The 25,406-nt window shown below is 65.0% G+C and carries 17 protein-coding genes, 2 tRNA genes and 1 pseudogene; 12 read left to right on the top strand and 8 right to left on the bottom strand.

What is annotated here, in order from left to right; genetic code table 11:
- The first annotated feature begins 7 nt into the window (after nt 1–7).
- Nucleotides 8–1,453 carry an amidohydrolase gene (locus IB227_RS01985; protein WP_192286106.1) on the top strand — a complete coding sequence of 482 codons (1,446 nt, stop codon included), beginning with the start codon at nt 8–10 and terminating at the stop codon, nt 1,451–1,453.
- A gap of 737 nt (nt 1,454–2,190) precedes the next feature.
- Here IB227_RS01985 and IB227_RS01980 read toward each other — a convergent pair.
- The 5 genes from IB227_RS01980 to IB227_RS01960 form a co-directional block, all read right to left on the bottom strand.
- Nucleotides 2,191–2,664: a hypothetical protein gene (locus IB227_RS01980; RefSeq protein WP_192286105.1), complete on the bottom strand. Its 474-nt coding sequence runs from the start codon at nt 2,662–2,664 to the stop codon at nt 2,191–2,193.
- A complete protein-coding gene (locus IB227_RS01975) occupies nt 2,639–5,716 on the bottom strand; it encodes an RHS repeat-associated core domain-containing protein (protein ID WP_192286104.1) in 3,078 nt (1,025 codons plus the stop codon). Before IB227_RS01975 ends, IB227_RS01980 begins: the two co-directional genes overlap by 26 nt.
- A gap of 11 nt (nt 5,717–5,727) precedes the next feature.
- A complete protein-coding gene (locus IB227_RS01970) occupies nt 5,728–7,491 on the bottom strand; it encodes a hypothetical protein (RefSeq protein WP_192286103.1) in 1,764 nt (587 codons plus the stop codon).
- 209 nt (nt 7,492–7,700) lie between these two features.
- Nucleotides 7,701–8,342, bottom strand: a complete 642-nt coding sequence (locus IB227_RS01965) for a hypothetical protein (protein WP_192286102.1) — start codon at nt 8,340–8,342, stop codon at nt 7,701–7,703.
- 916 nt (nt 8,343–9,258) lie between these two features.
- Nucleotides 9,259–9,903 carry an Arm DNA-binding domain-containing protein gene (locus tag IB227_RS01960; protein WP_192286101.1) on the bottom strand — a complete coding sequence of 215 codons (645 nt, stop codon included), beginning with the start codon at nt 9,901–9,903 and terminating at the stop codon, nt 9,259–9,261.
- A 111-nt stretch (nt 9,904–10,014) separates the two neighbouring features.
- On the opposite strand from IB227_RS01960, the pseudogene IB227_RS01955 reads away from it, so the two are divergent.
- From IB227_RS01955 to IB227_RS01945, 3 genes and pseudogenes are all read left to right on the top strand, one after another.
- Nucleotides 10,015–10,170 (top strand): annotated as a pseudogene (locus tag IB227_RS01955) (ribonuclease D); the annotation flags it as partial.
- Between the two features lie 93 nt (nt 10,171–10,263).
- Nucleotides 10,264–10,339, top strand: a tRNA-Ala gene (locus tag IB227_RS01950).
- A gap of 232 nt (nt 10,340–10,571) precedes the next feature.
- Nucleotides 10,572–10,647 (top strand) — tRNA-Phe (locus tag IB227_RS01945).
- A 269-nt stretch (nt 10,648–10,916) separates the two neighbouring features.
- Here IB227_RS01945 and rnd read toward each other — a convergent pair.
- A complete protein-coding gene (rnd, locus tag IB227_RS01940; protein ID WP_192286100.1) occupies nt 10,917–11,999 on the bottom strand; it encodes a ribonuclease D in 1,083 nt (360 codons plus the stop codon).
- Nucleotides 12,000–12,301: 302 nt separating this feature from the next.
- On the opposite strand from rnd, the gene IB227_RS01935 reads away from it, so the two are divergent.
- The 3 genes from IB227_RS01935 (at nt 12,302) to IB227_RS01925 (ending at nt 16,259) form a co-directional block, all read left to right on the top strand.
- Nucleotides 12,302–14,011, top strand: coding sequence for an SUMF1/EgtB/PvdO family nonheme iron enzyme (locus IB227_RS01935; RefSeq protein ID WP_318639535.1), 1,710 nt, complete (start codon nt 12,302–12,304; stop codon nt 14,009–14,011).
- A 66-nt stretch (nt 14,012–14,077) separates the two neighbouring features.
- Nucleotides 14,078–14,986: a M48 family metallopeptidase gene (locus tag IB227_RS01930; protein ID WP_192286098.1), complete on the top strand. Its 909-nt coding sequence runs from the start codon at nt 14,078–14,080 to the stop codon at nt 14,984–14,986.
- A 70-nt stretch (nt 14,987–15,056) separates the two neighbouring features.
- Nucleotides 15,057–16,259 (top strand): AcvB/VirJ family lysyl-phosphatidylglycerol hydrolase, encoded by a 1,203-nt coding sequence (locus tag IB227_RS01925; RefSeq protein WP_192286097.1) that lies wholly within the window; start codon nt 15,057–15,059, stop codon nt 16,257–16,259.
- 90 nt (nt 16,260–16,349) lie between these two features.
- On the opposite strand, the gene xseA is transcribed toward IB227_RS01925, so the two are convergent.
- Together xseA and queG are read right to left on the bottom strand one after the other, a co-directional pair.
- Nucleotides 16,350–17,690 carry an exodeoxyribonuclease VII large subunit gene (xseA, locus tag IB227_RS01920; protein ID WP_192286096.1) on the bottom strand — a complete coding sequence of 447 codons (1,341 nt, stop codon included), beginning with the start codon at nt 17,688–17,690 and terminating at the stop codon, nt 16,350–16,352.
- 58 nt (nt 17,691–17,748) lie between these two features.
- Nucleotides 17,749–18,834: a tRNA epoxyqueuosine(34) reductase QueG gene (gene queG, locus IB227_RS01915; RefSeq protein WP_132862971.1), complete on the bottom strand. Its 1,086-nt coding sequence runs from the start codon at nt 18,832–18,834 to the stop codon at nt 17,749–17,751.
- A gap of 23 nt (nt 18,835–18,857) precedes the next feature.
- On the opposite strand from queG, the gene IB227_RS01910 reads away from it, so the two are divergent.
- The 5 genes from IB227_RS01910 to IB227_RS01890 all read left to right on the top strand — a co-directional run bounded on the left by IB227_RS01910 (nt 18,858) and on the right by IB227_RS01890 (nt 25,405).
- Nucleotides 18,858–20,330 carry an NAD(P)H-hydrate dehydratase gene (locus tag IB227_RS01910; protein WP_192286095.1) on the top strand — a complete coding sequence of 491 codons (1,473 nt, stop codon included), beginning with the start codon at nt 18,858–18,860 and terminating at the stop codon, nt 20,328–20,330.
- An 8-nt stretch (nt 20,331–20,338) separates the two neighbouring features.
- The gene (gene tsaE / locus IB227_RS01905; protein ID WP_192286094.1) at nt 20,339–20,818 is read left to right on the top strand and encodes a tRNA (adenosine(37)-N6)-threonylcarbamoyltransferase complex ATPase subunit type 1 TsaE; all 480 of its coding nucleotides are present in this window, start codon (nt 20,339–20,341) and stop codon (nt 20,816–20,818) included.
- Nucleotides 20,819–20,898: 80 nt separating this feature from the next.
- A complete protein-coding gene (locus IB227_RS01900) occupies nt 20,899–22,461 on the top strand; it encodes an N-acetylmuramoyl-L-alanine amidase (RefSeq protein ID WP_192286093.1) in 1,563 nt (520 codons plus the stop codon).
- Nucleotides 22,462–22,601: 140 nt separating this feature from the next.
- A complete protein-coding gene (gene mutL, locus IB227_RS01895; RefSeq protein ID WP_192286092.1) occupies nt 22,602–24,467 on the top strand; it encodes a DNA mismatch repair endonuclease MutL in 1,866 nt (621 codons plus the stop codon).
- Entirely contained in the window at nt 24,467–25,405 is a 939-nt protein-coding gene (locus tag IB227_RS01890) for a DUF1684 domain-containing protein (protein WP_192286091.1), read from the top strand. The genes mutL and IB227_RS01890 overlap by 1 nt, the downstream gene beginning before the upstream one ends.
- Nucleotide 25,406 lies beyond the last annotated feature (1 nt).

Raw genomic sequence — 25,406 nt, 5'->3', positions numbered from 1 at the left:
CCTGCCGATGAAGCGTTCCCTGTTGCGTGTCGCCCTGTTGTGCAGCCTGCTGCCCGCACCTGCGGCCTGGGCGGTTACGCCGGATGTCCTAGCCACGCTCGATGCCTACGCCAAGCGCCAGGCCGACGTGGGGCATGCATTGTGGCAGCAGCCGGAGCTGGGGTATCTGGAGACCGCCTCGTCGGCATTGTTGCAACAGGAGCTGCGCGAGGCCGGTTTCCAGGTCAAGGCGGGTGTCGCCGGCATGCCCACCGCGTTCGTGGCGTCCTACGGTACGCGCGGCAAGGGTCCGGTGATTGCACTGTTGGCTGAAATGGATGCCTTACCCGGCATGGCCCAGGCCGCCGAGCCAGTGCGCAGCGCCATTGCCGGCCAGGACGCGGGCCAGGCCTGCGGGCACAACCTGTTCGGTGCGGCGTCGGTGGGCGCGGCACGCGCCATCGCGCAGTGGCTGGATGCCACCGGGCGCGACGGCGAAGTGCGGCTGTATGGCACGCCGGCGGAGGAGGGCGGGTCGGGCAAGGTCTACATGACCAAGGCCGGCCTGTTCGATGACGTCGATGTGGTGCTGCATTGGCACCCGTCGGCCGACAACTCCGCCGCGCAGGGCACCACCTTGGCCAACATCAGCGGCAAGTTCCGTTTCAGTGGCATTGCCGCGCATGCCGCCATCGCGCCGGAGCGCGGTCGCTCCGCGCTGGACGGCGTGGAAGCGTTCAACTACATGGCCAACCTGATGCGCGAGCACGTGCCGGACCGCACGCGCATTCACTACGTGATCAGCAACGGTGGCGCGGCCCCCAACGTGGTGCCGGACGCGGCCGAAGCCTATTACTACGTGCGCCACACCGATCCGGCGGTAGTACGCGATGTGATCGCGCGCCTGCGCAAGGCCGCCGAGGGCGCGGCGATGGGTACCGGCACTACGGTGAGTTTCGAGCAGACCGGCGGCGTGTTCTCGCTGCTGCCCAACGACACGCTGGGGCAGGTGATGCAGGCCGCGCTGCAGCAGGTGGGTGGCGTCCATTACGACGCGGCCGAACAGCGGTTCGCCCAGCAACTGCAGCAGACGCTGGAGAAGAAACCTTCACTGGAAACCGCGGAGCAGTTGCAGCCCTACCGCGCCGACCTGGCCGGTAGTGCCTCCACCGACGTCGGTGACGTGAGCTGGAATGTTCCCACGGCCGGGTTGAGCACCGCGACCTGGGTGCCCGGCACGCCGGCGCATAGCTGGCAGGCAGTGGCCGCGTCGGGCATGTCCATTGGTGACAAGGGCGCGTTGAATGCGGCCAAGGTGATGGCGCTGGCGGCCGTGCAACTGCTGCAGTCACCGGAGACCGTGCGCAAGGCCCGCGAGGAATTCGATATGCGACGTGGTAGCGGGTTCCAGTACCTGCCGTTGCTGGAGCGGGACACCCCGCCACTGGACTACCGGCGCGCGACGCGCGACTGACTTGTCGCCGTAAGCTGCCGCCGACATGTGCTTCACTCCCGGGCTGGCAGGCTGCAGCCGGAGTGATGTTGCTGGGTAGCCCGTCACTCCGATGGGCGGCGGCCCGATCCCTCCATCGGGCCGCCGCCCGGATTTTCATCGAACCGCGATGGCCGTGCCTTGGTGGTGGAGTTGCACGGCCCGGTTGTTCATTGAGCGATGGTGCGGGCGACGCCCCGAGGCAGAGACACGTGCGTCGTCAGGCAAGCGTGGTGGGCTTGGCGCCATGGGTTGGACTGGGCGACTGGGATCATGGATGCGCCCCTTGGGGAGCGCGCAAGCAGCGCGTAGAACCTAGGGCGCCGCACGGGGTTGTAGCTCAGCTGGGAGAGCGTCGCGTTCGCAAGCTGGCTGGTAATCGCCGGAATCACCTCGCCGATCAATGATTAGACAAACGCCCGCTCATCAGCGGGCGTTTTACGTAAGGCGGTCGGGGAGGGCGATCGAGCCGCCGACACTTACGCTGGCTTCTTCAATGCGGGATCAATGCGAATGAGGACGAGGACCCGCTTCATTGACAGCGGCTGGCTTCGTTGATCGTTTGAACCTCAGAGCGTCCCACTACCAGTGCGTCCGGGGAGTGACTGGGAACCCTTGCGGATTAGTAGGTTGGCCACTTGGCGGACAAAGGGAAGCCGGTGGTACGCCGGGAGCCGATGGGCAGAGAATTCCTGGCGGTCTGCAAGAGCGCAGATGTCTCACCTTCTATTTTCCTTAACGCTGGAGACACAAATGCCTCCTGGCCATTTTGCAAGGTGCCCCTGCAATAATGTTCTGTACTTGCCAGTGACAATAACGTCGTGGCTGGCGGTACTCGATTTTGGTGAGGGCGAAACCCCGTGAAGCCATAGGCCGTCTTCTGGTTTTGGTGTTGCTATTGTGGCTGGATAAATTGCGCTAATTTCAAATCCGAAATTATATTTTCCTGAAACGGTTATATAAGTTTCGTCATACTTGGCAGGCTGTTTCAGTACATCATCAATTTCGACTCTTGGTGGGTCAAATGTTGGTGGCGGACATGATAGCGAGTTCAGAATCATTATGGAATTCGATATATTGTTATCTCTCGATGAGCAAGCGCCTGTACTCATTGCCAATAGTAGCAAAAGGCTTTTTATTATTCTGGAGTTGTTGGTGTGATTGAATTTAGCAGCTCGAGCTTTCATTGCCACTGCAATATACTCCTTTGCCATAGTCCCGATAATACTGCCTAGTGGGCTCGCCGAGTTCCTTGCCAACATCGCGCTCGAATTTGCTGGCGCGATTCTCCTCGCGATCAACGCCATTTTTTTGAATGTCGAGCTTGGATTTTCTGAAAGCCTTATCTCCTACGCGATCGTGTTGAGCGGCATGTCCTATTTCGTGAGCGCTGTTAACGGCGGGGGATTGGATTTCGCCCGTAGACGGTATCTCAATTCCTCTCCGTGGGTTCAGATAAAGCGTCCTTGTATTTGGGTCGTATGATGGCTCAATGTCAGTAGCTAACACTGCTTTGTATTCTAGTGAAGAGTTTTCCAGTTGACGTAGTTCTGCATGAGCTAGATGTGACATGACGACCGATGCAATGTGTAGCTTAGACATTTCGTCATCGACTCCTCTCCCATTTTTGTAAACTACCGCCCGTCCATCCGGATCCGTAAATCGATACGGATTATTGTTGGCATACCAGTACCGATTAAATGCCCCAATCGGATTGCTGTAAGCCGTTACCGGATCCACCGACAGGAATCGTCCGATCTGCGGATCGTAGTAGCGCTGCTGCATGTAGTTCATGCCGGTCGCTGCATCCAGTACGTGACCTGTGAAGCCAGGCCCATCCTTCGCCGTTGCGTTTACCACCTGCCCATAGGGCTCGTACTCGTTTCGCTCCAGCACCGCCTTGTCCGCGCCGGTCACCGTGATCGGGCTGCCCAGCACATCGGTGTGCTGGTACTTCGGTGTGATGACCGTACCTACCGCCTCACGGAATGCGACCAGACTGCCACCCAGATAGACATACTGGGTGCTGACACCCAGCCGGCCGTCGGTGCTGTACATCAATCGCCCGTCTTGGGCATAAAGACTGTACTTGCTAGCCGTGGTGTAGTCTCGAACCCGACGCCCCGCTGCATCGTAGACATAGCTGGCGATGCCATTGACGCCGCGCAGGCGGTTGCCGAAGTCGAAGTCAAAGACCTTGCCGTTCTTGTTGTTGAGATTGCCCTGTACGTCATAGCCCAGGCCAATCACGCTGGCGCCGCTACAACTGCCGGTCTTGACGTTGGTCAGCTGCCACTTGGTGTCGTAGCAGTAAAAGTGATTGCGGGCTGCACTACCTCCAGCAACGTTGACCCGTATCAGGTTGTCCAGAACGTCATAGGCATAGGTGGCTGTGCCGAACATCGCCGAGGTCGTCGACGTCACTCGGTCCAGCCCGTCGTACACCATGCTGCGATTCTGACGACCTGCAATGTTGTCGGTGATCTGACTGACATTGGCGTTCTTGTCAAACCCGTAGGCCAGATCCAGCCGTTTGTCGGCGGCCGCCGTGCAGCCAACCACTACACAGTCAATGCTGCGAATCGGTAGTTGCCGGGCGTTCTGCGTCATCGTGTGGACGATGCCATTGCCATAGGTGAACTGTTTGATGGCCCCATTGGGGTGGTAGCTCACCCCGGTGGCAAACGTGCCCGCCTGGGTGGGCTGTCCGAGTGCATTGGGTGCAAACGCGACACTCTGCCCATTGGGATACTTCTCGACACTCAGATGGCCATTGCCGTTATAGGTGTAGTTAATGGGCCAACTGATCTGGTTCCACAACATGCGCTCCTCCGTCAGCATCCGCCGACGGTTGTAGGTGTACTGTGTGGTAACTAGGTTGGCACCATCATTGTCGGCAGACACCGTGTTGGGCAGACCATCGGCGGTGTAGGTCCAGGTTTGGTTTCCCCGACCATCCGGAAACATTAGCGTCTTGATTCGGTTGCGCACGTCATAAGTGCGAGCTGCGGTTCGCGCCAGAATGGCCGCAGTCTGGCCGGTGGCGTGGCAGGCGGACGTAGCGCCGAATCCGCTACCTGACCATGTGAGATTGCCTCCGGCGTCATAGCCCATCAAGGTGGCGCCGGTTTCCGGCTCAACCACCCGGCACAATTCTTGATTGGCGTTGTACGTATAGGTGCGCGTGGCCTGCACCGTACCGCCACTATTTCCGCGCACGATACTCGTGGGCTTGCCAAATACATCCCGAGCAATCGTGGTCACCGCCCCCTCTGGGTGCGTGATCTTCACCGGCGCATCGTAGCTGGGCTGGTCAAACATCTGGTACCAGGTCCGCGTCTGCTGTCCGCCCGGTTGCGTGACCAAAGTGTAGGGACCTGTCGCGTCGCTCAGGTAACCCGTGGTTGTCGCCAGCAACCCCAACTCCGAATCCTGCGACACCGACTTTGTGCGCCCTAGAACATCGTACGTTGTCCAGATCCCCTTATCCGGGTTGCTCGCTGCCGAAGGATACGAGGTGAACACGACCCGTCCCTCATGGTCGTACTCGTAGCCCGTAAAGCGCTGCGTGGCAGTCACGTTGCCCGAGTCATACTCGCGAACTAACAACGGCCGCCACAGGGCATCGAAATAGCTGATCTTGACGCCATTGCCGGTTGTCACCGTCTGGCGCCAGTGTCCCGCCGGAATCCCGTATTCGGCCGTGTTTACCTGGACGAAAGCCTGAGTGGTGGAGTTCCACGCAACCGTGTCTCCAGTGGGATAGGCGATGCTCGCCATGCGCCCCATGGCGTCATACGTGTAGTTGGTGGCGTAGCCGTTCTCGTCGGTGACCCGGGTGATCCAGCCATTGTCATTGACCACGGCGGACCGAGTCTTGCCATCGGCATAGGTGATCGATTGCGGGATGCCGCGCTTCCAGTTGGACAGCGTGGTGATGTTGTTGTTGCCGTCCTTGACCGTAGCCACTGTGCCGTCAGCATTGTAGGTCAGGGTCTGCTTGAGCTTGCCGAATGACCAAGACTGAGTTGGTTGGGCGGTGATGGGATCAAAGGAGGTCTGCTCGGTCGTGATGCCGTTGGTGGTTGTGCTGGAAATCTGGCCTAAAACCCATTTTGTAGTGTCGTCGTGGTACGTGACGGCCTCAGTGCGGGCAAATACCTGTGCGCTTGCAGCCAGTGGCGAAACTATGAGGGAAGCGAACGCCAGGGGGAGTACCCGGCAAAGGAGATTCTGTTTGTCCATGCCGTTTCCCTTTAAGGTGTCACAGTGCTGGTATTGGTGACCGACAAAGCGCGCGCGCGCGCATCATATTGGTTGACGACCCTTTTGAAGACGGTGCCATCCTGATACATGGTTGACGACAGTTGAGGTGTCCATCGCTCGCTGACGTATCTGTTGCTTCTGGGCGTCGAGTCCAAGCCGATGGAGCGCCACGGGTATGGGCTGTTCGTTTCAACTACTGGGGCGATTGCGTATGTGTACTCGGTGGTCCGAGTTAATGCCCCCGTCCTAGGGGCGAAAATTTCTTCGCGCAAAAGTAGGTTCTCGTCCACACCATAGCGATTGCTATATGTTGTCCGAGTGCGTAGGCCATCGGGATCAGTCTGGTCTGTCCATACGGTGGAAATGCAGCCGTTGGTGCATTCTGTATCCCAGCTGGAATTTCCGTTTGAATACTGGTAACTCCATGTGCTTGGTGGCAGGCCAGGGCCCGACACGGATTTGGCGACGATGGCATATGCCCAGCTATCTTTGGGGATGTCGGCGTAATATTCAGCACTTCCGAGGTCATAGCTCCAGCAGAACTTTGGAATATTGGACCTGCCGATGTGCAGAGCTCTCACTGTAAATGTCGCGGTTGCTCCAGAGGGCGAAGTGATGCTTCCGGATTTCGCATCGCCAGATAGCCCTGTTAATAGGGTGTGCCCTATGCTGCAATTTCCTGCAATTTCGGTGGTGCCTCCTATGCGAGAGTCCGGTAAATCATTCAGAGAGAATTGCCAGTTGCTGCCATCGGGTAGAGAGATTGAGGTTAGCGAAGCATTGGTGTAGTTGTAGTTCCACAGTCGGTTAGCCGTGTCCGGGTTTGCTCTTACAGAGGTTATGTTTTTTCCGTTGTTGCTCAGTGTTACAACACGTCCGTCGCTGGCGGTGATCGAAGTGAGGATGCCCGATGTGTAATTGTAAGTGAGCCAGTTCCCATGGCGATCTTCGACGCGGGTTACGAGCATGCTTCCATATTGTCTGCTCATTCCTCCCGGCCCCGAGGGGCCAATGCCGGGTGCGTCTTTATAGACAAGGTAATCAAGCCAGTAGCGTGTTCCATCTGGTGAAATTGCTTGAAATGCTTCCCCGGGCTCACCGTTGGATGTCGCTGGAAGGCAACTGATTAGCCAGTTGCTCTTTGTCCGGGCTACGTGTTTTGGGGCCGACGGCTCGGTGCTGCTTCCAGTGAGAAGGACGTTCTCTTCTTCCCCCTGATCATCAACAAATTGATAACCGGCCCACCAGGTTTCCGATTCGATGGGCATGGCTTTGAGTGGGATGACCGGGCCTGGGCTGCCAATCTGAGTGCAGCGGGAATTGCTCGCGCTGCCGACCTGCCAGCCTCGAGGGCTGCTGGCAGCGACGGAAAAAGTTTTGGCACTTGTGAGCGTTTTGAGGCGCGGCAGCGATAATTCCCATTCACCCATTCGGTTGCCGGACGAATCTACATAGTTGTAGGTGCTACCGCCGACGCTAAAGGTACGTGTAATACGAATTGTCGGCCCGGTGCCGGGTAGTTCGAGATCAACTTGACGGAATGAAAGTGCCCCGTTGCGCAGGCTGATTCGTTCGCCAAATGAAGATAGGGGGGTGATTGTTTGTGCGGCGGCCAGATATCGCTTGTACTCCTGTTCGGGTGTGACTTGTCCGAAAGCTATTGTTGCGCTGGCTAGATACAGGAGTGTAGACGTTGTCAGTGATAGTAATGAACGGTCGGCTGCTGAATGTATACCCTTCACTCCATCCATCATGGTTCATCCTCGATTTCAATTTGAAACAGTAGTTTGGTTTCTTGGGCGCTGCGACTTCTCGCGACTGGACTCCGGGTTGCTTTACGGAGTGATTCAGATCGACACTCAAGGTCGCAGCGGGACATCAGGTGGCTGGAAGCGTCAAAAATCGATGGTAATTGTGTCCGCGTATACGGATTCGAACCCCAAGTACGGAAGGGGTTGTACCATCAATGCGGTTGTTTCCAGTGCGCGTCGATCTTGGGGGGAAGTGAACAAGCCCCAGTGGTCGCACCTTTTACCGCGCCGCCCGTAGATTGACTGATGGTTGGGTGGTATGGAAGCTCTGCATCATGGTGATTCCAATGCAGGAGAATCGCTGCACGTAGATCGGCCAAGTATGCAGCCTGTAGCCCGTCGTCACTATTGCCGCCAACATTATCTCCTCCTTGATTCAAGCCTAATTCCATAGGTTTGGTCGGAGCCGTTTCGCTTTCTTCCGCAACCGTTGCATCTGACGCTGGATAAGCGGTGGGATCCACGGGCTCCGCCCAATCGGGTAAATCAAAAATAGGGTCGGCAGATACGCTTGGTGCACTTTCCAGTGCTTCTTCGGATGTCCCGACTACTTCAGAACTGGCATGGGGTAGCTTGGTTTCGATGCGCTGACGAAACTCATTCGCCGCAATGAAGCTCGCCGACATACCATCGCCTCCGGAGTGCCCTTGCGTCTCTGATTTCCCCCAGCCTGCTTGATCGTCAAGGCACCATATCCATGCAGCAGCGGCAACATGCAGCGCCACAGAGATGGCTGCGGCCAAACTTCGATTACGGAGGTCCCTACCACCATTTGACGCCGCATCCTTGGACATGAATGGAGTGTAACCATAATTTTCGTGGGGTGCATGGTGTGATGCGGTACGTTGCTGACGACATTTGCGGTGCGGGCTGCTTGATACGGGAGCGCCGTGTTGTCTGGATTTCAGGTTGAGGGGCTTTGGGCTTGTGCCGGTGGATTGTGGGAGCGGGGGATTTCACCGCAGGTACAAACCCAAACCCATGTCAGCACTTCATACCTGGCTCCAGATCCATGCCACCGCAGGCATCGGCCAAGCCGCCGCCCACATGTTGCGTGTTTCAGCAGCCCAGCATGCGATTGGATTGGGGGTTGCATGGGCAAAAGCGGACTTGTTGCCGGCTGCCGGGTTTGATTCTAAGGCTGGCTACGTCGCGGATTCGTTCCGTGTCATGGATTGTATGCATCGATTGCCACATCTCGGAAGCGCCCGGGCAGCCCACGCATGATGCTTTCGCGACTTAAGTCTGCGTTGCGCCCAATAGTTGCCGATACAGCGAAAGGGTTACGCCGCCATCGGTGGTCGGATCTGCGTGCAAGGCGGATCATCGGTGAACCGCGACTGCGGCCACATGCCGGAGCCTTGATGGTGTCAGCAGCAGCAAAGTGCATGCATCGCGTGTTCCGGCAGGATAACTTCATACTTGGGCGAACAATCACGCAGATCCGGTAAATGCCGGGATACTCCGCGTGCATGTGCTTGTCACATGCTGTCAGGAGTTCATCAGAAGCGCGCTGCGAGCGTCCCAGGCGCAAGCAGCAGCCGTTATCTGAGTGGTTCTGGGTGTCCGTAGCGAGGGTTCTAGAACGTGGGACCTTGAACCGAAGGGCCGGGGCATCCCATATCTCGGCGTGCCGTTGCGGTGTTTCCCCTCCGGAAGCCTTCGCTGCTTTTGCCGCCTTCTTGGCATCCCGGCGCTCCTTGGCTCTTCTCAGCTTCGACTTGGCCTCCGGACCACCCGCCTCCCGCAGGATCCGCGCCTGCTCCCGCCTTTGATGCGCATCCCCAATAGCGGGTTGCGGGAGATCAGGCTCCAGCTGACAGCTTTGGACAGTGCCGCCCGCAAGCACGCCAGATCGCGTGCCGCAGTCGAACGAGTGGGCGGAGACCGGGTCTTGCCGGTGGGGGTCGTCAAGCGCTGTTGCAGCCACTGGTCGGCCCAAGCCGCGTCGAAGCCGATCAGCGGGGCGCCCAGATGTTCGGCGAAGACCTGCTCCAGCCGGTTGGCGTACATGTGGCCTCGTTTGAGTTCCAGTGTCGCCCAAGCCCGATATCGCTGATCGATGAAGTCTTGCAGGGTAGGGGCGTGAGATTTGCTCTGTCCGATTCGTGGCAGACCCGATTGCAGGTACTCAGCGATGGCGTGGGTAGCTTGGGCACGGGCCAGATCAAGCGGGATCGCAGTCGTCGGCCCGATGGTGCGCCGCTTCCCATGCGCCCACGAGACGATCCACGCTTTGTGGCCTGATGGCTGCACGCGCAGGATCAGGCCCCGCACCTGGGCGTCCCGGATCTCATAGGGGCGCTCCCGGGGCTGATAGGTCTCGACCTGGCGCTTGGTCAGCTGGACACGCATTGAACCGGCTTTCGTAAGTTGGCTTACCGGCAAGGTAGGACACGGCCAGGATCGGAGGCTGGATGCGGATCGTCCGTATTGGAGCCGAAGGGGCGGCAAGCGCCGCCTGAGCAACTCACCGCGGAGCTCGGCCTGCCCGATGGCCTGCTTGCCTCGCGCAAGCATCTGGAATCCCTGCTGGAAAGCGGCACCTGGCCGAGCGCACTGGCCGGCTGGCGCCAGCAGCAGCTCGAACCGCTGCTGCGTCCGTTGCTGCCGACCCACTGACCGCCAGCACGGTGGAGGTGCCCGTCCACTTGACAAGCCACGCTATCCCCTTGGCGAATCCGCTTTCAGCGCGCTAGAATCGTTGCACCGCGTGGGGCGGTAGCTCAGCTGGGAGAGCGTCGCGTTCGCAATGCGAAGGTCGGGAGTTCGATCCTCCTCCGCTCCACCAATGATTCGACGAAGGGCCGCATCGGAAGATGCGGCTCTTTTCGTTTGGGCCGTGCATGGAGGCGATGCGGGTGTCTTGGGACGGCTGCAGGAAGCGTGCGGACCTTGCCGGATCGGTCATTTCGCGGCGATTTCAGCGGATGTGAAAATTTTTGTGAAAAGCGCTTGCCGAATCCGAAACACATGCGTAATATTCGCGTCCTCGCCGGCGGCAACGCCAACGAGAACAAAGTGGCCGAGTAGCTCAGTTGGTAGAGCAGGGGATTGAAAATCCCCGTGTCGGCGGTTCGATTCCGTCCTCGGCCACCAAGAATTTCAAGGGCTCGCAGCAATGCGAGCCCTTTTTTTGTTCCTGGAATCTGCCCCGTTTCTGCACCACGTTCCAACGTGAGCGAGCGCTGGCGTTGCCAGCATGCGTTGCGCGCCCACGGAGCGCCCGCAAGCGTCGTGCCTGGAGCGTCACGGGTACATGGCGCCCATGTTCTCCGATCACTTCCTGCGCATCGCGCGGCGTGCACGCAGCATGCAAGAAAAAGCCCGCCTTGCGGCGGGCTTATCGCAGGTGGCGTGCGGCGCGCTCAGTTGCCGGGCAACAGGGCGCGCAGCGGGGCTTCCAGTTCCTGCTGTCGCCAGCCGGCCAATGCGCTGGGCCAGTGGCCGCTCTCCAGCAGGGCTTCCAGATGCTTGCGCGAGGCGAGGAAGCCTTCGGGCAGCTCCAGCTCGGCGGTGCGCTTGCTCACTGCATCCTGCAGCTTCTTCAGCGCGGACTTGTTGCCGTCGGTGGCGGGCAGGGCGAGCGGTGCCTCGGCCTCGTCGGCCAGCGGGGTGCTCAGTGCCTGCCACAGCGGCTGTGCGAGCTTGCGCGGTGCCTTGGGAAAGCGGCCGAACAGCTTGAGCATGGCGTCGTAGTCGGCCGGCGGCGTGCGCGCGAGCAGGTTGGCCAGCTCGTTGTCCAGGATCCAGCTGCGCGGCTTGTCGCTGTGGCGTGCCTGCTGGTCGCGCCAGCGCAGCAAGCGCAGCAAGCGCCGTTGCGCATCGGCCTCTAGGAACTGCGAGGAGCGCATCGACAGGTGCGGCCAGTGCTCGCCTTCGTCGCGCTCGACGCTGGCCAGCAGGCGTTCCCCATCATCCAGCAGCCACTGCATGCGGCCCTTGGCCTGCAGGCGCTCGCTGATGGTGTCGTGCAGGGCGAACAGGTATTCCACGTCGTCGGCGGCGTACTCCAGCTGGGCGTCGCTGAGCGGGCGCTTGAGCCAGTCCGAGCGCGTCTCGCCCTTGGGCAGGGTGGTACCGGTGATCTCGGCCACCAGCTTCTGGTAGCCCATGCCGCCACCAATGCCCGTCAGCGCGGCACCGATCTGGGTGTCGAACAACGGGCGCGGCAGGGCGTCGCAGGCACACTTGAAGGCCACCAGGTCTTCGCTGGCGCTGTGCATGATCTTGGTGATCGAGGTATCGGTCAGCCACGGTTTGAGTGCTTCGCACATGCCGGGGACCAGCGGGTCGATCAGCAGTACTTCGTCACCGACCGCCATCTGTACCAGGGCCAGTTGCGGCCAATAGGTGCGCTCGCGGATGAACTCGGTGTCCAGTCCAATCCGGGTCGGGCGGCGCTGGTAGCGCTCGTCCAGTTCCGATGGGTGTTTGATCCAATAAGCCACGTGGGTTCCGTCTAACTGCAGGGTTTGCTCAGGGAGGCGAGAATAGCCTAACGTCGGGCCGGCCCCGACGGGGCAGGCAGGCTATTGGAGGCGCTTTGCGTAGTTTTGGCCACATCTGGACCCTGGTGTTGCTGCTGCCGCTGGCAGTGAGCGGCTGTGGCGATCCACCCCCGGCTGCACCGGCGACGCCCGCCGACGGGCAGGGCAAGTCGCTGGCCGGGCGCGTGGTCGAACGCCTGGAGGCCCGTGCGGCGGCCCGCCAGCGGGATGCCGAGGCCGCCACGCCGGACCCGGTGCCGCAGGTGGAGGACACTGTGTTGCCGCGCTGGCAGGCGCCCGATGTCGTGCTGGCGCCGGAACAATTGGCCCAGGCCCGCAAGGACGCCGACAAGGCTCTGGCGGAGGACCGGCTGTTCCGTGAGGCCGGCGATGCGATTCCCCTGTACCTGGCCATCCTGGCCCAGAAGCCGGGTGACCGTGCCGCGCAGCGTGGGCTGGACAAGGCCCGGCAGCGCCTGCGGGCACTGGCCAACGCACGCATGGCGCAGACCGAGGGACAGCGCCTGGCCCTGGCCGAGGCGGCGATGCTGGTCAGCGTGGCGGTGGCCCTGGCACCGGAAGGCAAGGCCGAGCAGGCCTTGCAGGAACGTATCGCCACCGCCCGACGCCTGCTGGCGTTGAACCGGGCCGGGGAACAGGCGCTGCGCCAGGGGCAGTTCGGTGAGGACGGTGGGGGCGCGCAGGCGGCGTTCCGTGAAGTGCTGGCCGCCGATCCGGACAACAGCCGCGCCCGGCAGGGGCTGGCGGCCGTGGAGAGCGGGCTGATCCGCCGTGCCGAGCGGGCGGCGGCGCTGGATTCGGATTTCGCCGCCGCCCAGCGCTGGCTGGGCAAGGCTGGCACCGTGCGCGGGGAGGGCCCGACCCTGATCGATGCGCGGGCCCGCATCGAAGCCATCCGCACCGCCCAGCTGGATGCCCTGCGCAATGCCGGCCTGCGTGACCTCACCTCCTCCAAAGGCCTGAAGGACGCCCGCGACAAGCTGGCCCAGGCCGAACGCATCGCCTTGCCCGGCGATGCCACCGTGGAACTGTTGCGCGCGCGCATCGAGCTGGTCACCCACTACGGCAGCTTCCGCCCGCGGCAGGTGTTCAGCGATGCCCTGCAGGATGGCGGGCGCGGGCCGCAGATGGTGGTGGTCCCGCATGGCACCTTCCTGATGGGCGCGACCCAGGAGGAGATCGGTGGCCGTGATGCCGAGCGGCCGCAGCATGAGGTGCGCTTCGAGCGGGGCTTCGCCATGTCGATCACCGAAGTGACCGTGGCCGATTTCCGTCGCTTCGTCGAGGCCACCCATGCGCGCCCGCGTGCGACCCGGCGTGGCCATTCGGTGGTCTACGACGAGCGCAGCGGCAACTTCATCCGCCGCAGTGGCGTGGATTGGCAATCGGATTACAACGGCGTCAGGGCCGCGCCGAACAGCCCGGTCATGCATGTCAGCGTGCGCGATGCCGAGGCCTACGCGGCATGGCTGAGCGAGCAGACCGGCCGCTACTACCGCCTGCCCAGCGAGTCGGAATTCGAGTACGCCCTGCGTGCCGGCAACCAGGGGCGCTATCCGTGGGGGAAGGCGGCAATCCCGCCGCCGAACACTGGCAACTTCACCGGCAGCCTGGACGTCTCGCCCAGTGGGCGGCACTGGAACAATGCCTTCATCGGGTACGGCGACGGCTTCTGGGGCACGGCGCCGGTTGGCATGTACAACGCCAACGCCTGGGGGCTGCACGACATGGCCGGCAACCTCAGCGAGTGGGTGGCCGACTGCTGGCATGCCAGCTATCGGCGGGCCCCGGCCGACGGCGCGGCCTGGTACAACCCCGGCTGCCGGCAGCGGGTGATCCGCGGCGGCAACTGGGCCAACGCGCCGGAGCAGACCCGGGCGGCGTGGCGGCAGTCGCAGGACTCCGACGTGACCTCGGCGCGGATCGGCTTCCGCCTGGTGCGCGGGATTTGACCTTGCCCATGCACGCCGGCGCGCTAACATCGGCTCCGGCCACCCCGGACCAGACGGAACCCCACCATGCGACAAGATCCCTTCGGCAATCAGAGCGCGGGCGGCCAGGGCCGTCGTGGCGGTGGGCTGTTCGGCAACCTGCGCTGGGTGATCCTGCTGGGTTTCGCCATCTATGGCGGCTGTTATTACTTCGGCAACCGTTCGGTTGATCCCTACACCGGCGAGAAGGTGCTGATCGACAGCTCGCTCAACGCCGAGGAAGAGAAGGCCATGGGCCTGCAGGCCTACCAGGAGATCCTGTCCCAGGAGCGGCCGGTGGCCCCCGATTCGCAGATCTCCCAGCAGGTGCGGGAAATCGCGCGCCGCCTGATCGCCAAGGTGGACGTGGTCGAGACCGCGCTGGCCCGCGAGCATGGCCTGGAGCCGCAGCATTTCGCCCGTGATTTCGACTGGGAGGTCAACGTCATCCAGTCCGACGAGGCCAATGCGTTCTGCCTGCCCGGCGGCAAGATGGCGGTGTACACCGGGCTGATCCCGGTGGCGCAGAATGCCGACGCGGTGGCGGTCGTGATGGGTCACGAAATCGCCCATGCGCTGCTGCGCCATGGTGCGCAGCGCATGGCCCAGCAGAAGCTGACCCAGATCGGGCAGATGGCCGGCGCGGCGGGCGGCCTGGACGCGCAGCAACAGCAGATGATGATGTCGGCCATGGGCTACGGCTATCTGCTGCCGTATGCGCGCTCGCATGAAACCCAGGCCGACGAAGTGGGCCTGATGCTGGCCGCCGCAGCCTGCTTCAATCCCGAGGAAGCGGTGCCGCTGTGGGAGCGCATGAGCGCCAACAGCGGTGGCCAATCGCCGCCGGAGTTCTCGTCGACGCATCCCAACCCCGGCACCCGCATCCAGAACCTGCAGGCGCTGATGCCCAAGGCAATGCAGTACCGGCAGCAGTTCTGCACCGAAGCGGCAAGGTAGGCGGTCCACCCCGCGACCGGGCCACCGGCGCCTGCGGGGTGTTTTTCCCTTTGGTTGATGGCGGTGGCCGATGCAGGGCCTTGTCGTACGCGTCGTGACGGCGCTGCTGTGCGTGGTGATGGCCAGTGCATGCAGCCGGAGCAACCACCGTGCATCGGTCAACGCCGGTCGGTACGGTGACGTGCAAGTGGTGGCACCGCAGGGCGAGCCACGCGGTGTGGTGATCTATTTCGCCGAGGGCGCGCAATCGTCCGCCCGGGAACGGCCATTGCTCACCTCGCTGGCGCAGGGGGGTGCATGGGTGGCGGTGGTGGATTCGACGGCGTACCGGCAGCGCCTGGGTAGCGGGTCATCGACCTGCAGGAACATGGCCGACGATGCGGCGTTGTTGACCCAGAAGCTGCTCAAACAGGCACGGGCGCGGCAGTTCTTCCTGCCGTTGTTGGTCGCGCAGGGCAGGGAGGCCGCGTTGGCCCGCGCAACCGCCGCCGGTGCCGCGGCGGGCGAGTTCGCCGGGGTGCTGGTGACAACGGGCGCTCCGGAACCCCTGCCTTGCACCGGTGGTGGGGATGCCGTCGCGGTCGAGCCGGTGCCGGCCGAGGCGTTGGTTTCCCGCGCACTGGAGATGATGGCGCGCCCGGACGGCACGCAGCGGCTTCCCCTGATCGAGATGCCGGTCGCCGGCAGCCGTCGCCTGGCAGTGGTGCTCTCCGGCGATGGGGGCTGGCGTGACCTGGACAAGGGCATTGCCCGCGAGCTCAACCAGCAAGGCATTTCCGTGCTGGGTTGGAACAGCCTGAAGTACTTCTGGGCCGAGCGCAGCCAGCAGCAACTGGGTGCCGATCTGGGCCAGGCCCTGCAGACCTACCGGCAGCGTTGGGGGGCAGACGACGTCGCGTTGATCGGTTACTCGTTCGGTGCCGATGTATTGCCGTTCGCTTACCCGCAGCTACCGGCCGATCAGCAGCAGTCGGTGCGTTTCATGTCGTTGCTGGGCCTGTCCCATGGGGCCGCGTTCGAGGTCCGGGTAGGTGGCTGGTTGGGGTGGGGGCGTTCGCGCGAGACGCCCGTGTTGCCCGCACTGGAGCAACTGCACGCGATGCCGCTGCAGTGCATCTACGGCACCGATGAGAAGGACAGCCTGTGCCGCGACCTGCGCGGCAAGCCTTTCATCCAGACGGTGGAGCGGCCGGGTGGGCACCATTTCGACCGTGACCCGGTGGCGTTGACCAATATCGTGCTGCAGGCCTGGGACGCAGCCCCGCAGCGATAGGAGCGGCCTTGGCCGCGAAGCCGATGGCCTCCGGGATTGCAGTAGCCGGCGTTGGCGGAAGGATTCCCGGCTTCGCGCCTGAAGGCGCTCCTACGGCTCGGAGGTTTCCACGCGGACCTGCAGGGTGCCTTCGGCCAGGCGGGCCTGCAGGCGATCACCGGGTTGTGCCTGCGCGCTGGAACGCACCAGGGCGCCGTCGTCGGCGCGGGTCAGGATCGAGTAACCACGGGCGACGGTCGCCAATGGGCTCACCGCCTCCAGTGAACGGGCGATGCCACGCAGGCGCAATGCATCGGCTTGCAACTGGCGGTTGATGGCGGTCTGTGCGCGTGGCGCCAGGGCTGCCAGCCGTTCCTTCAATGCCGCCAGCCGACGCTGCGGCTGGGCGCCGCGCAGCACGGCGGCCGCATGCGCCAACTGTGCCCGGCGACGCTCCTGCTTCTGTCGCCAATGCGCCTGCAGCCGCGCAAAGGCAGCCTCCTGCCGATGCCGCAGCAACGCCAGCCGTGCCTGCGGGCCCTGGGCCTGCAGGCGCAACGCGGCGCGATCGGCGCGCTGCATGGCCTGGCTCAGGGTGTGCACCTGCAACTGGCTCAGCCGCTGCGCGAGCCGGCGCAGGCGCAATGCCAGGTCGCGCTGGTCGGGTACCAGCAGCTCGGCGGCGACCGACGGCGTGGGTGCGCGCAGGTCGGCGGCGAAATCGGACAGGCTGAAGTCGGTCTCGTGGCCCACCGCAGAGACCACCGGGGTGGTGCTGGCGGCGATGGCGCGGGCCAACCGTTCGTCGTTGAAGGCCCACAGGTCTTCCAGTGAACCGCCGCCGCGGGTCAGCAGGATCACGTCGTAGCGGCCGCTGGCATCGGCCTGGCGCAACAGCGAGGTGATCTGCGCGGCGGCGGTTTCGCCTTGCACCAGCGAGGGCAGCAGGTCCACTTCCAGCAGCGGGAAACGCCGGCCAAGCACGCTCAGTACGTCGCGCACGGCGGCACCGGAAGGCGAGGTGATCACCGCCAGGCGGCGCACGTGCGCCGGCAGCGGGCGCTTGCGCCCGGCATCGAACAGGCCCTCGGCTTCCAGGCGTGCCTTCAGCTCCTCGTAGGCACGGCGGAGCGCGCCTTCGCCGGCTTCCTCCATTTGGTCGAGGATCAACTGGTAGTCGCCGCGTGCCTCGTACAGGGTGAGCCGGCCGCGCACCAGCACGCGCATGCCTTCGCGTGGCACGAACTTGAGCCACTGGCTCTTGGGCTTGAACATCGCCGCGCGGACCTGCGCGCGGGCGTCCTTCAGGGTGAAGTACAGGTGCCCGGAGGACGGGCGGCTGACATTGCCCAGTTCGCCTTCCACCCAGACCAGCGGGAAGCTGCTCTCCAGCAGGTCACGCGCCAGCGTGTTGAGCTGGGCGGGGGTCAGGACGTCGGCACTGCGGTTCATGGTTCAGCGGTTGCGGCGGTGGAGCGGGCGGCCATGGTCGCATGGAATGCCGGCGGGCTCACGCCGCCGGTGGGTCGGCGTCATGGTGGCGCTGCAGCGCCCACTGCACGTGCTCGCGGACCAGTTCGGAGGCGTGGTTGCTGCGCGTTTCCAATGCCTGACGCGCACTGGGCGAGGGCGCGGCATTGCCCAATGCCACGGCGATGTTGCGCAGCCAGCGCTCGTGGCCGCTGCGGCGGATCGGGCTGCCCTCGGTACGGCGCAGGAATTCATCCTCTTCCCAGGCGAACAGTTCCGGCAGCGTGGCCGTGTCGAGGTTGTTGCGCGCGCGGAAGTCCGGTTCGTCGGTGCGCCGGGCGAATTTGTTCCAGGGGCAGACCAGTTGGCAGTCGTCGCAGCCGTAGATGCGGTTGCCCATCAACGGGCGCATTTCCAGTGGAATGGCGCCGTCGTGCTCGATGGTCAGGTAGGAAATGCAGCGCCGCGCATCCAAGCGGTGCGGGGCAATGATCGCCGCGGTCGGGCAGACGTCGATGCAGCGCGTGCAGGTGCCGCAGTGCGCGGTGGCCGGCACATCCACCGGCAATGGCAGGTCGACGTAGATCTCGCCGATGAAGAACCACGAGCCGCCGTTGCGGTCGATCAGGCAGGTGTGCTTGCCGATCCAGCCCAGCCCGGCGTTGCGCGCCAGGGCACGTTCCAGCACCGGCGCGGAATCGACGAACACGCGGTAACCGAAGGGGCCGATCTCGGCGGCGACCCGTTCGGCAAGCTTCTGCAGGCGGTTGCGCATCAGCTTGTGGTAATCGCGGCCCAGGGCGTAGCGCGCCACGTAGGCGCGGTCGGCGTCATCAAGGGTGGCCCAGGCCTGCGCATCGTCCTTGTGGCCGTAGTCCAGCCCGACCGAGATCACCCGCACCGTGCCGGGCAGCAGTTCCTGTGGGCGCGCACGCAGGGTGCCGTGGCGGGCCATCCAGTCCATCGTCCCGTACAGGCCCTTGCCCAGCCAGTCGGCCAGGTGCGCCTCATCGTCACGCAGCTCCACGCCACTGACGCCGCAGCGCTGGAAGCCTGCTTCTCGTGCCAGTTGGCGGATGCGCAGCGACAGCTGCGCCGGGGTAGCGGCGGAAACGGCTTCGGACATGGCGCAAGTATAGAATCGGTGGCATGTCAGAGCCCGTGCAGATGTTCGATACCGCCGCCGCCCGTCGCATCGACGCGCAGGCGACCGCCGCCCTGGGCGGCGATGGCTACGTGCTGATGCAGCGCGCCGGGCAGGCCGGTTGGCACTGCGTGCTGCAGCATTGGCCACAGGCGCGGCGCATCGTGGTGGTGTGCGGGCCGGGCAACAACGGCGGCGACGGCTACGTGTTGGCGCGCTTTGCCCGCCAGTCGGGGCGCGATGTCCGCGTGCTGCACCTGGAGGATGCCGCGCCGCGTACGGCCCTGGCGCAGCGGGCCTGCACCGATTACCTGGCCGTGGGCGGGCAGGTGGAGCTGTCGATCGATTGCCTGCAGCAGGCGGATCTGATCGTCGACGCATTGTTCGGCATCGGCCTGTCGCGCGCGCCGCAGGCCGCGGACGCGGCCTTGATCCAGGCCATCAACGAAGTGCCCGTGCCGGTGTTCGCGCTGGATGTCCCCAGTGGCGTGGACGCCGTGTCCGGCGACGTGCCGGGCGCGGCGGTGCGCGCGGCGCGCGTGCTCCAGTTCATCGTGCCGCACCGTGGCCTGCATACCGGCGCGGCGCTGGAATGCGCCGGGCAGCGGCTGCTGGCCGATCTGGACGTGCCGGCGGCGGCATTCGAAGGCGTGCCGCCTGCTGCCCTGCGGTGGGCGCGTGGCGTGCTGGCTTCGCAGTTGCCGCGCCGGCGCATCAATACCCACAAGGGCGAGTCCGGGCACGTGCTGTGCGTGGGCGGCAACCTTGGCAGCGGGGGCGCGGTGATGCTCAGTGCCGAGGCTGCACTGCGCAGTGGCGCAGGGCTGGTCAGCGTGGCCACGCAGGCGGCGCACGTGGGGCCGTTGCTGGCGCGCTGCCCCGAGGCGATGGTCCATGCCGTGACGTCGGCACCCGCGCTTGCGCCGCTGCTGGCGCGCGCCAGCGTGGTCGCCCTGGGGCCGGGGCTGGGCCAGGATGATTGGGCACAGGCGTTGTGGTCGATCGCAGTGGATGCAGGCAAGCCGCTGGTGATCGATGCCGACGCGCTCAACCTGCTGGCGGCCGCGCCGCGCGTCGTGCCGCACGCCATCCTCACCCCGCACCCTGGCGAGGCCGCGCACCTGCTGGGCTGCGACATGGCCGGTATCCAACGGGACCGGTTTGCCGCCGCACAGGCCCTGGTCGAACGCTACGGCGCGGTGGTCGTACTGAAAGGCGCGGGCACCGTGGTGGCGGCACCCGGGCAGGTGCCGCGGGTGATTGCCGCCGGAAACCCCGGCATGGCCGTCGGCGGCATGGGCGACCTGCTGACCGGTGCGATCGCCGCATTGTGCGCGCAGGGCCTGGCGCTGTTCGATGCCGCCAGCAGTGGTGCACTGCTGCATGGGCTGGCCGGCGATGCAGCGGTGGCCGAGGGTGAGCGGGGGCTGTTGCCACGCGACCTGCTGCCGCATCTTCGGACGTTGGCCAATCCATAATGGCGGGCATGAACGAACTGTTTCTTCCCGAAGCCGACAGCACCGACCTGCTCGGCCGTGAGCTGGCCCGCACCCGTCCGTTGCAGGCGGTGGTCCATCTGCAGGGTGACCTGGGCGCGGGCAAGTCCACGCTGGCGCGGGCCCTGCTGCGCGCGCTGGGCGTGCAGGGTGCGATCCGCAGCCCCACCTACACGCTGATCGAACGCTACCCGCTGGTCAACGGCGAAGCCTGGCACCTGGACCTGTACCGGATCGGCAGTGCCGGCGAACTCGATTTCCTCGGTCTGGACGAAGGGGCGGCCGATCTGTGGTTGGTCGAGTGGCCCGAGCGGGGCGCCGGTGGGTTGCCGCCGGTGGACCTGGTGATCGGGCTGGCCATCGACGGCAATGGCCGTCGGGCGGTGCTCCAGGCCCGCAGTAATGTCGGGTCTGACTGGCTTCTGCGACTGCGTGAAAGCCCCGACTTGCAGCCCCTTTTTACCCCCTGACCATAGGAAAGTCGGGCAGGTTGCGGATTATTAAGGGAAAACATGTTGCAATTGGGGAATTCCGGTGATTGAATCCGCCCATGACTACGGGAAACCGCCTGTTCACATCGTCTGTCGTCGCCGCTGGACTGTGTCTGGCCGCGAGCTTCTCCGCGTGGGCGGGTGAAATCCGCGGGGTCAGCCTGCACACGGGTGCCACCGGCACCCGCGCCGAGATCCAGTTGGCTGGCGGTGGCAGCTACAAGACCCTGAGCCTGGCTGGCCCGAACCGGCTGGTCATTGATTTCCCTGATTCCTCCGCGGTGCGCGGGCTGCGGCTGCCGGCCGCTGCCGGCGTGGTGACCGCCGTACGCACGGGCAGCCCAACCCCGGGCACGTTCCGCGTGGTGTTCGACCTGGCCGAATCGGTGGCAGCGTTCAAGCCGCTGATGCAGGGGCAGGGCGCCGAATCGAAGTTGTCGATCGAGTGGCCGGGTGAGGCACCGGTGACGGCGGCGGCGAGCGCACCGGCAACCGCCGCACCGACGCCGACGACTCCGCCTTCGCCCACCGCTGCCGCGCCTTCCAGTGCCGAAGCGCGTGCCGAGGCGGCCCGTGCCACCGCCGCGTTGACCGCAGCGGTCAGCCGCCAAGCCGCGACGCCACCGCCGGCACCTGCACCGGTTGCCAGCGCCCCGACCCCGGTGACCACGGCGACGGCCTCACCGGCAGCCATCCTCAATGCCCAGGCACCAGTGACGCGTGCACCGCAGGCGACGGGCCCGAACGTGGCCCAGGCGACGACGCCGGTCACGCCGGCACCGACGCCTGCCGTCGTCCCCGAAGCGCCGCGCCCGACCATGCCCAGCGATGCCGCGCGCATCCGCATGCAGCCGGGGATGCGCAATCTGGTGGTGGCCATCGATCCGGGCCACGGCGGCCAGGACCCGGGCGCGATCGGCCCGACCGGCAAGCGCGAGAAGGACGTGACGCTGGCCGTGGCGCGTGAGCTGGCCCGCCAGGTCAACAACACCCCGGGCCTGCGCGCGTTCCTGACCCGCGACACCGACGTGTTCATCCCGCTGCCGATGCGTGCCCAGCGCGCGCGCGCGGCCAAGGCCGACATCTTCATCTCGATCCACGCCGATGCCGCCGAGAACCGTTCGGCGACCGGCTCGTCGGTGTACGTGCTCTCGACCAAGGGCGCGTCCTCGCAGCGTGCCCGCTGGCTGGCGGACAAGGAAAACGCGGCCGACCTGATCGGCGGCGTCAGCCTGAGCCGCACCGAAGGGACCCTGGCCAACGTCCTGCTGGACCTGGCCCAGAGCGGCAACATGAAGGCCTCCGAGGATGCCGCCGGCCACGTGCTCGGTGGCCTCAAGCGCATCGGCAACAACCACAAGCCGAACCTGGAACGGGCCAACTTCGCGGTGCTGCGCACCTCGGACATGCCGGCCATGCTGGTGGAGACGGCGTTCATCTCCAACCCGGACGAAGAGCGCCGGCTGGTCGACCCGGCCTACCAGCGCCGCATCGCCGGCGCCGTGCTCGACGGCGTGCACACCTACTTCAGCCGGCAGCCGCCGCCGGGTACGCTGTTCGCGGCCCGTGCCCAGGCCGAGATGGAAGCCGCTGCCGGTACCGTGGCCGGCGGCAGCAAGTAAGTCGCGCCGCTGGCGTCGCCGGACACGGCGACGCGGCCGGGCTCGGCTATCATCGTGCCCATGCATGATGTCCTCCTGATTCCCTCCGTCTTCCCCCTGTCGCTGCGTAGGTCATTGCCGGTACCGATGGGAGGTGCCGCATGAACAGCATTCGTCCGCTGCCCGAGATCCTGATCAACCAGATCGCCGCGGGCGAGGTGGTGGAGCGGCCTGCATCGGTGGTCAAGGAGCTGGTGGAGAACGCGCTGGACGCCGGTGCCACCCGTGTGGACATTGACCTGGAGGAAGGCGGCGTGCGGCTGATCCGCATCCGCGACAACGGCGGTGGCATCGCCGCCGAACAGCTGCCGCTGGCCGTGTCGCGGCATGCCACCAGCAAGATCGCCAGCCTGGACGACCTGGAATCGGTGGCCACGCTGGGGTTCCGCGGCGAAGCCTTGCCGTCCATCGCCTCGGTCAGCCGCTTCACGCTGGCCTCGCGCCGCCCCGATGACGAGCACGGCGCTGCCCTGCAGATCGAAGGTGGCAAGCTGGGCGAGGTGGCCCCGCGCGCGCATGCGCCGGGCACCACGGTGGAAGTGCGCGAGTTGTTCTACAACGTGCCGGCACGGCGCAAGTTCCTGCGGGCCGAGCGCACCGAGCTGGGGCATATCGAGGAATGGCTGCGCTCCTTGGCGCTGGCCCGTCCCGATGTCGAGTTGCGCGTCTCGCACAACGGCAAGCCCTCGCGCCGATACAAGCCCGGTGACCTGTACTCCGATGCACGCCTGGGCGAAACGCTGGGCGAGGATTTCGCGCGCCAGGCGCTGCGGGTGGACCACAGCGCCGCCGGCCTGCGCCTGCACGGCTGGATCGCGCAGCCGCAGTATTCGCGGGCCAGCACCGACCAGCAGTACCTGTACGTCAACGGCCGCTCCGTGCGCGACCGCAGCATCAGCCACGCGGTGAAGATGGGGTACGGCGACGTGCTGTTCCATGGCCGCCATCCGGCCTACGTGTTGTTCCTGGAGCTGGACCCGACCCGGGTGGACGTCAACGTGCACCCGGCCAAGCATGAAGTCCGCTTCCGCGATGCACGCCTGATCCACGACTTCGTCTATCGCACGCTGAAGGACGCGTTGGCTGAAACCCGTGCCGGACTGGAGCCGTCGGCGATGGGACAAACCGCCGCGCAGGAAGCGCCGGCCGGAGCGGCACCGCTCAGTACCGGTGGCGGTTACGGCGGCGGCTACGTGTTGTCGCGCCCCGGTGGCAGCGTCGGCAGCAGTGGCAACTGGCAGGCGCGGCAGTCGCCGCTGGGCCTGCCGGTGGCCGAAGCGCCGGCCGCCTACGCCGCCTTGTACTCGGCGCCGCCGGCTGGGCAGGTGCAGGCGCCGGTCGACGCCGGTCCCGCGTTGCCGCCCACCTCCAGCGACAGTGGCGTGCCACCGTTGGGTTATGCCATCGCCCAGTTGCATGGCATCTACATCCTGGCCGAGAACGCCGAAGGCCTGATCGTCGTGGACATGCATGCCGCGCACGAACGGATCGGCTACGAACGCTTGAAGAACGCACACGATGGCATCGGCCTGCACGCCCAGCCGCTGCTGGTGCCGATCACCCTGGCGGTCGGCGAGCGCGAGGCCGACACCGCCGAGCAGGAAGCGGCGACGCTGGCGGCGCTGGGCTTCGAGATCACCCGTTCCGGTCCCGGTTCGCTGCACGTGCGCAGCATTCCGGCACTGTTGGCCAACGCCGAGCCGGAAGCCTTGCTGCGCGATGTGCTGGGCGACCTGCGCGAGCATGGGCAGAGCCGGCGCATCGCCACCGCGCGCGACGAGCTGCTGTCCACCATGGCCTGCCACGGCGCGGTGCGCGCCAACCGGCGGCTCACGATTCCGGAAATGAATGCCCTGCTGCGTGACATGGAGATCACCGAGCGCTCGGGGCAATGCAACCACGGCCGCCCGACCTGGGCGCGCTTTTCTCTGGCTGAAATTGATCGCTGGTTCCTGCGGGGGCGTTGATGAAGACTTTACGGGGCTGTGCCGTGCTGCTGGCCGCGATGGTGCTGGCCGCCTGCGGCAAGCAGGAGGCGGCCAAACCGCCGGTGGCGGTGGATGCGAACTTCGCCCATGACAACGAGCTGTGGCGCGAAAGCCGCCTCACCGATCTGCTCGCCCCGGATGGCTGGACCAGCCTGGTCGGCCTGCACTGGCTTGAACTCAAGGCGCATTACATCGGCAGCGGCAGCACCAGCGGCATCCGCATGGCGATGGGGCCGCCACGCATGGGGCTGGTCCAGCGCGAAGGCCAGACCTTCTCGTTCACCCCCGAGCCGGGCGTCTCGCTGAAGGCCAATGGCGCGCCGATCACCGGTCGCATCCCGCTGCTCAGCGACGATGCCGAGCAGCCCACCGCGATCACCTTCGACGACGACAAGGGCTTGCTGACCCTGATCCATCGCGGGCCGCGCTACGCGCTGCGGCTGAAGCATGCCGATGCACCGGCGCGCCGGCATTTCGGCCAGCTGGCCTACTGGCCGGCGGATCCGTCCTGGCGTGTCACCGCCCGCTTCGTGCCGCATGACGCCAACAAGACGTTGCCCATCGTCGACATCACCGGCCTGACCACCGACCTGCCCAACGCCGGCGCGGTCGAGTTCGAGCGCGATGGCCGCACCTGGCGGCTGGAAGCGCTGGGTGAACCGGGGCGTCCGTTGCAGCTGATCTTCGCCGACCGCACCAACGGCCGCGGCAGTTACTCGGCCGGCCGCTTCATCGATGCCGGGGCCCCCGACGCCAAGGGCGAGGTGGTGGTTGACTTCAACCGCGCCTACAACCCGCCGTGTGCATTCACCCCATTCGCCACCTGTCCGCTGCCACCACCGGAGAACCGGCTGGACCTGCTGGTCGAGGCGGGCGAGAAGGCGTACGCCAAGCCGGCGACGGAGGCCGCACCATGAG

This window comes from Stenotrophomonas sp. STM01 (assembly GCF_014852135.1).
In the GTDB taxonomy this organism is placed as follows: domain Bacteria; phylum Pseudomonadota; class Gammaproteobacteria; order Xanthomonadales; family Xanthomonadaceae; genus Stenotrophomonas; species Stenotrophomonas capsici.
This window is presented reverse-complemented; position numbering and strand designations above follow the sequence as displayed.

Excerpts from the sequence above, each read along its gene's own strand:
- IB227_RS01960 (WP_192286101.1), bottom strand. The coding sequence starts at position 9,903 with ATGCGTGTCCAGCTGACCAAGCGCCAGGTCGAGACCTATCAGCCCCGG.
- xseA (WP_192286096.1), bottom strand. The coding sequence starts at position 17,690 with ATGAACCGCAGTGCCGACGTCCTGACCCCCGCCCAGCTCAACACGCTG.
- IB227_RS01900 (WP_192286093.1), top strand. The coding sequence starts at position 20,899 with ATGACTACGGGAAACCGCCTGTTCACATCGTCTGTCGTCGCCGCTGGA.
- IB227_RS01930 (WP_192286098.1), top strand. The coding sequence starts at position 14,078 with ATGCGACAAGATCCCTTCGGCAATCAGAGCGCGGGCGGCCAGGGCCGT.
- IB227_RS01910 (WP_192286095.1), top strand. The coding sequence starts at position 18,858 with ATGTCAGAGCCCGTGCAGATGTTCGATACCGCCGCCGCCCGTCGCATC.
- tsaE (WP_192286094.1), top strand. The coding sequence starts at position 20,339 with ATGAACGAACTGTTTCTTCCCGAAGCCGACAGCACCGACCTGCTCGGC.
- IB227_RS01965 (WP_192286102.1), bottom strand. The coding sequence starts at position 8,342 with ATGTCCAAGGATGCGGCGTCAAATGGTGGTAGGGACCTCCGTAATCGA.
- IB227_RS01890 (WP_192286091.1), top strand. The coding sequence starts at position 24,467 with ATGAAGACTTTACGGGGCTGTGCCGTGCTGCTGGCCGCGATGGTGCTG.
- IB227_RS01970 (WP_192286103.1), bottom strand. The coding sequence starts at position 7,491 with ATGATGGATGGAGTGAAGGGTATACATTCAGCAGCCGACCGTTCATTA.
- IB227_RS01975 (WP_192286104.1), bottom strand. The coding sequence starts at position 5,716 with ATGGACAAACAGAATCTCCTTTGCCGGGTACTCCCCCTGGCGTTCGCT.
- IB227_RS01985 (WP_192286106.1), top strand. The coding sequence starts at position 8 with ATGAAGCGTTCCCTGTTGCGTGTCGCCCTGTTGTGCAGCCTGCTGCCC.
- queG (WP_132862971.1), bottom strand. The coding sequence starts at position 18,834 with ATGTCCGAAGCCGTTTCCGCCGCTACCCCGGCGCAGCTGTCGCTGCGC.
- mutL (WP_192286092.1), top strand. The coding sequence starts at position 22,602 with ATGAACAGCATTCGTCCGCTGCCCGAGATCCTGATCAACCAGATCGCC.
- IB227_RS01925 (WP_192286097.1), top strand. The coding sequence starts at position 15,057 with ATGCAGGGCCTTGTCGTACGCGTCGTGACGGCGCTGCTGTGCGTGGTG.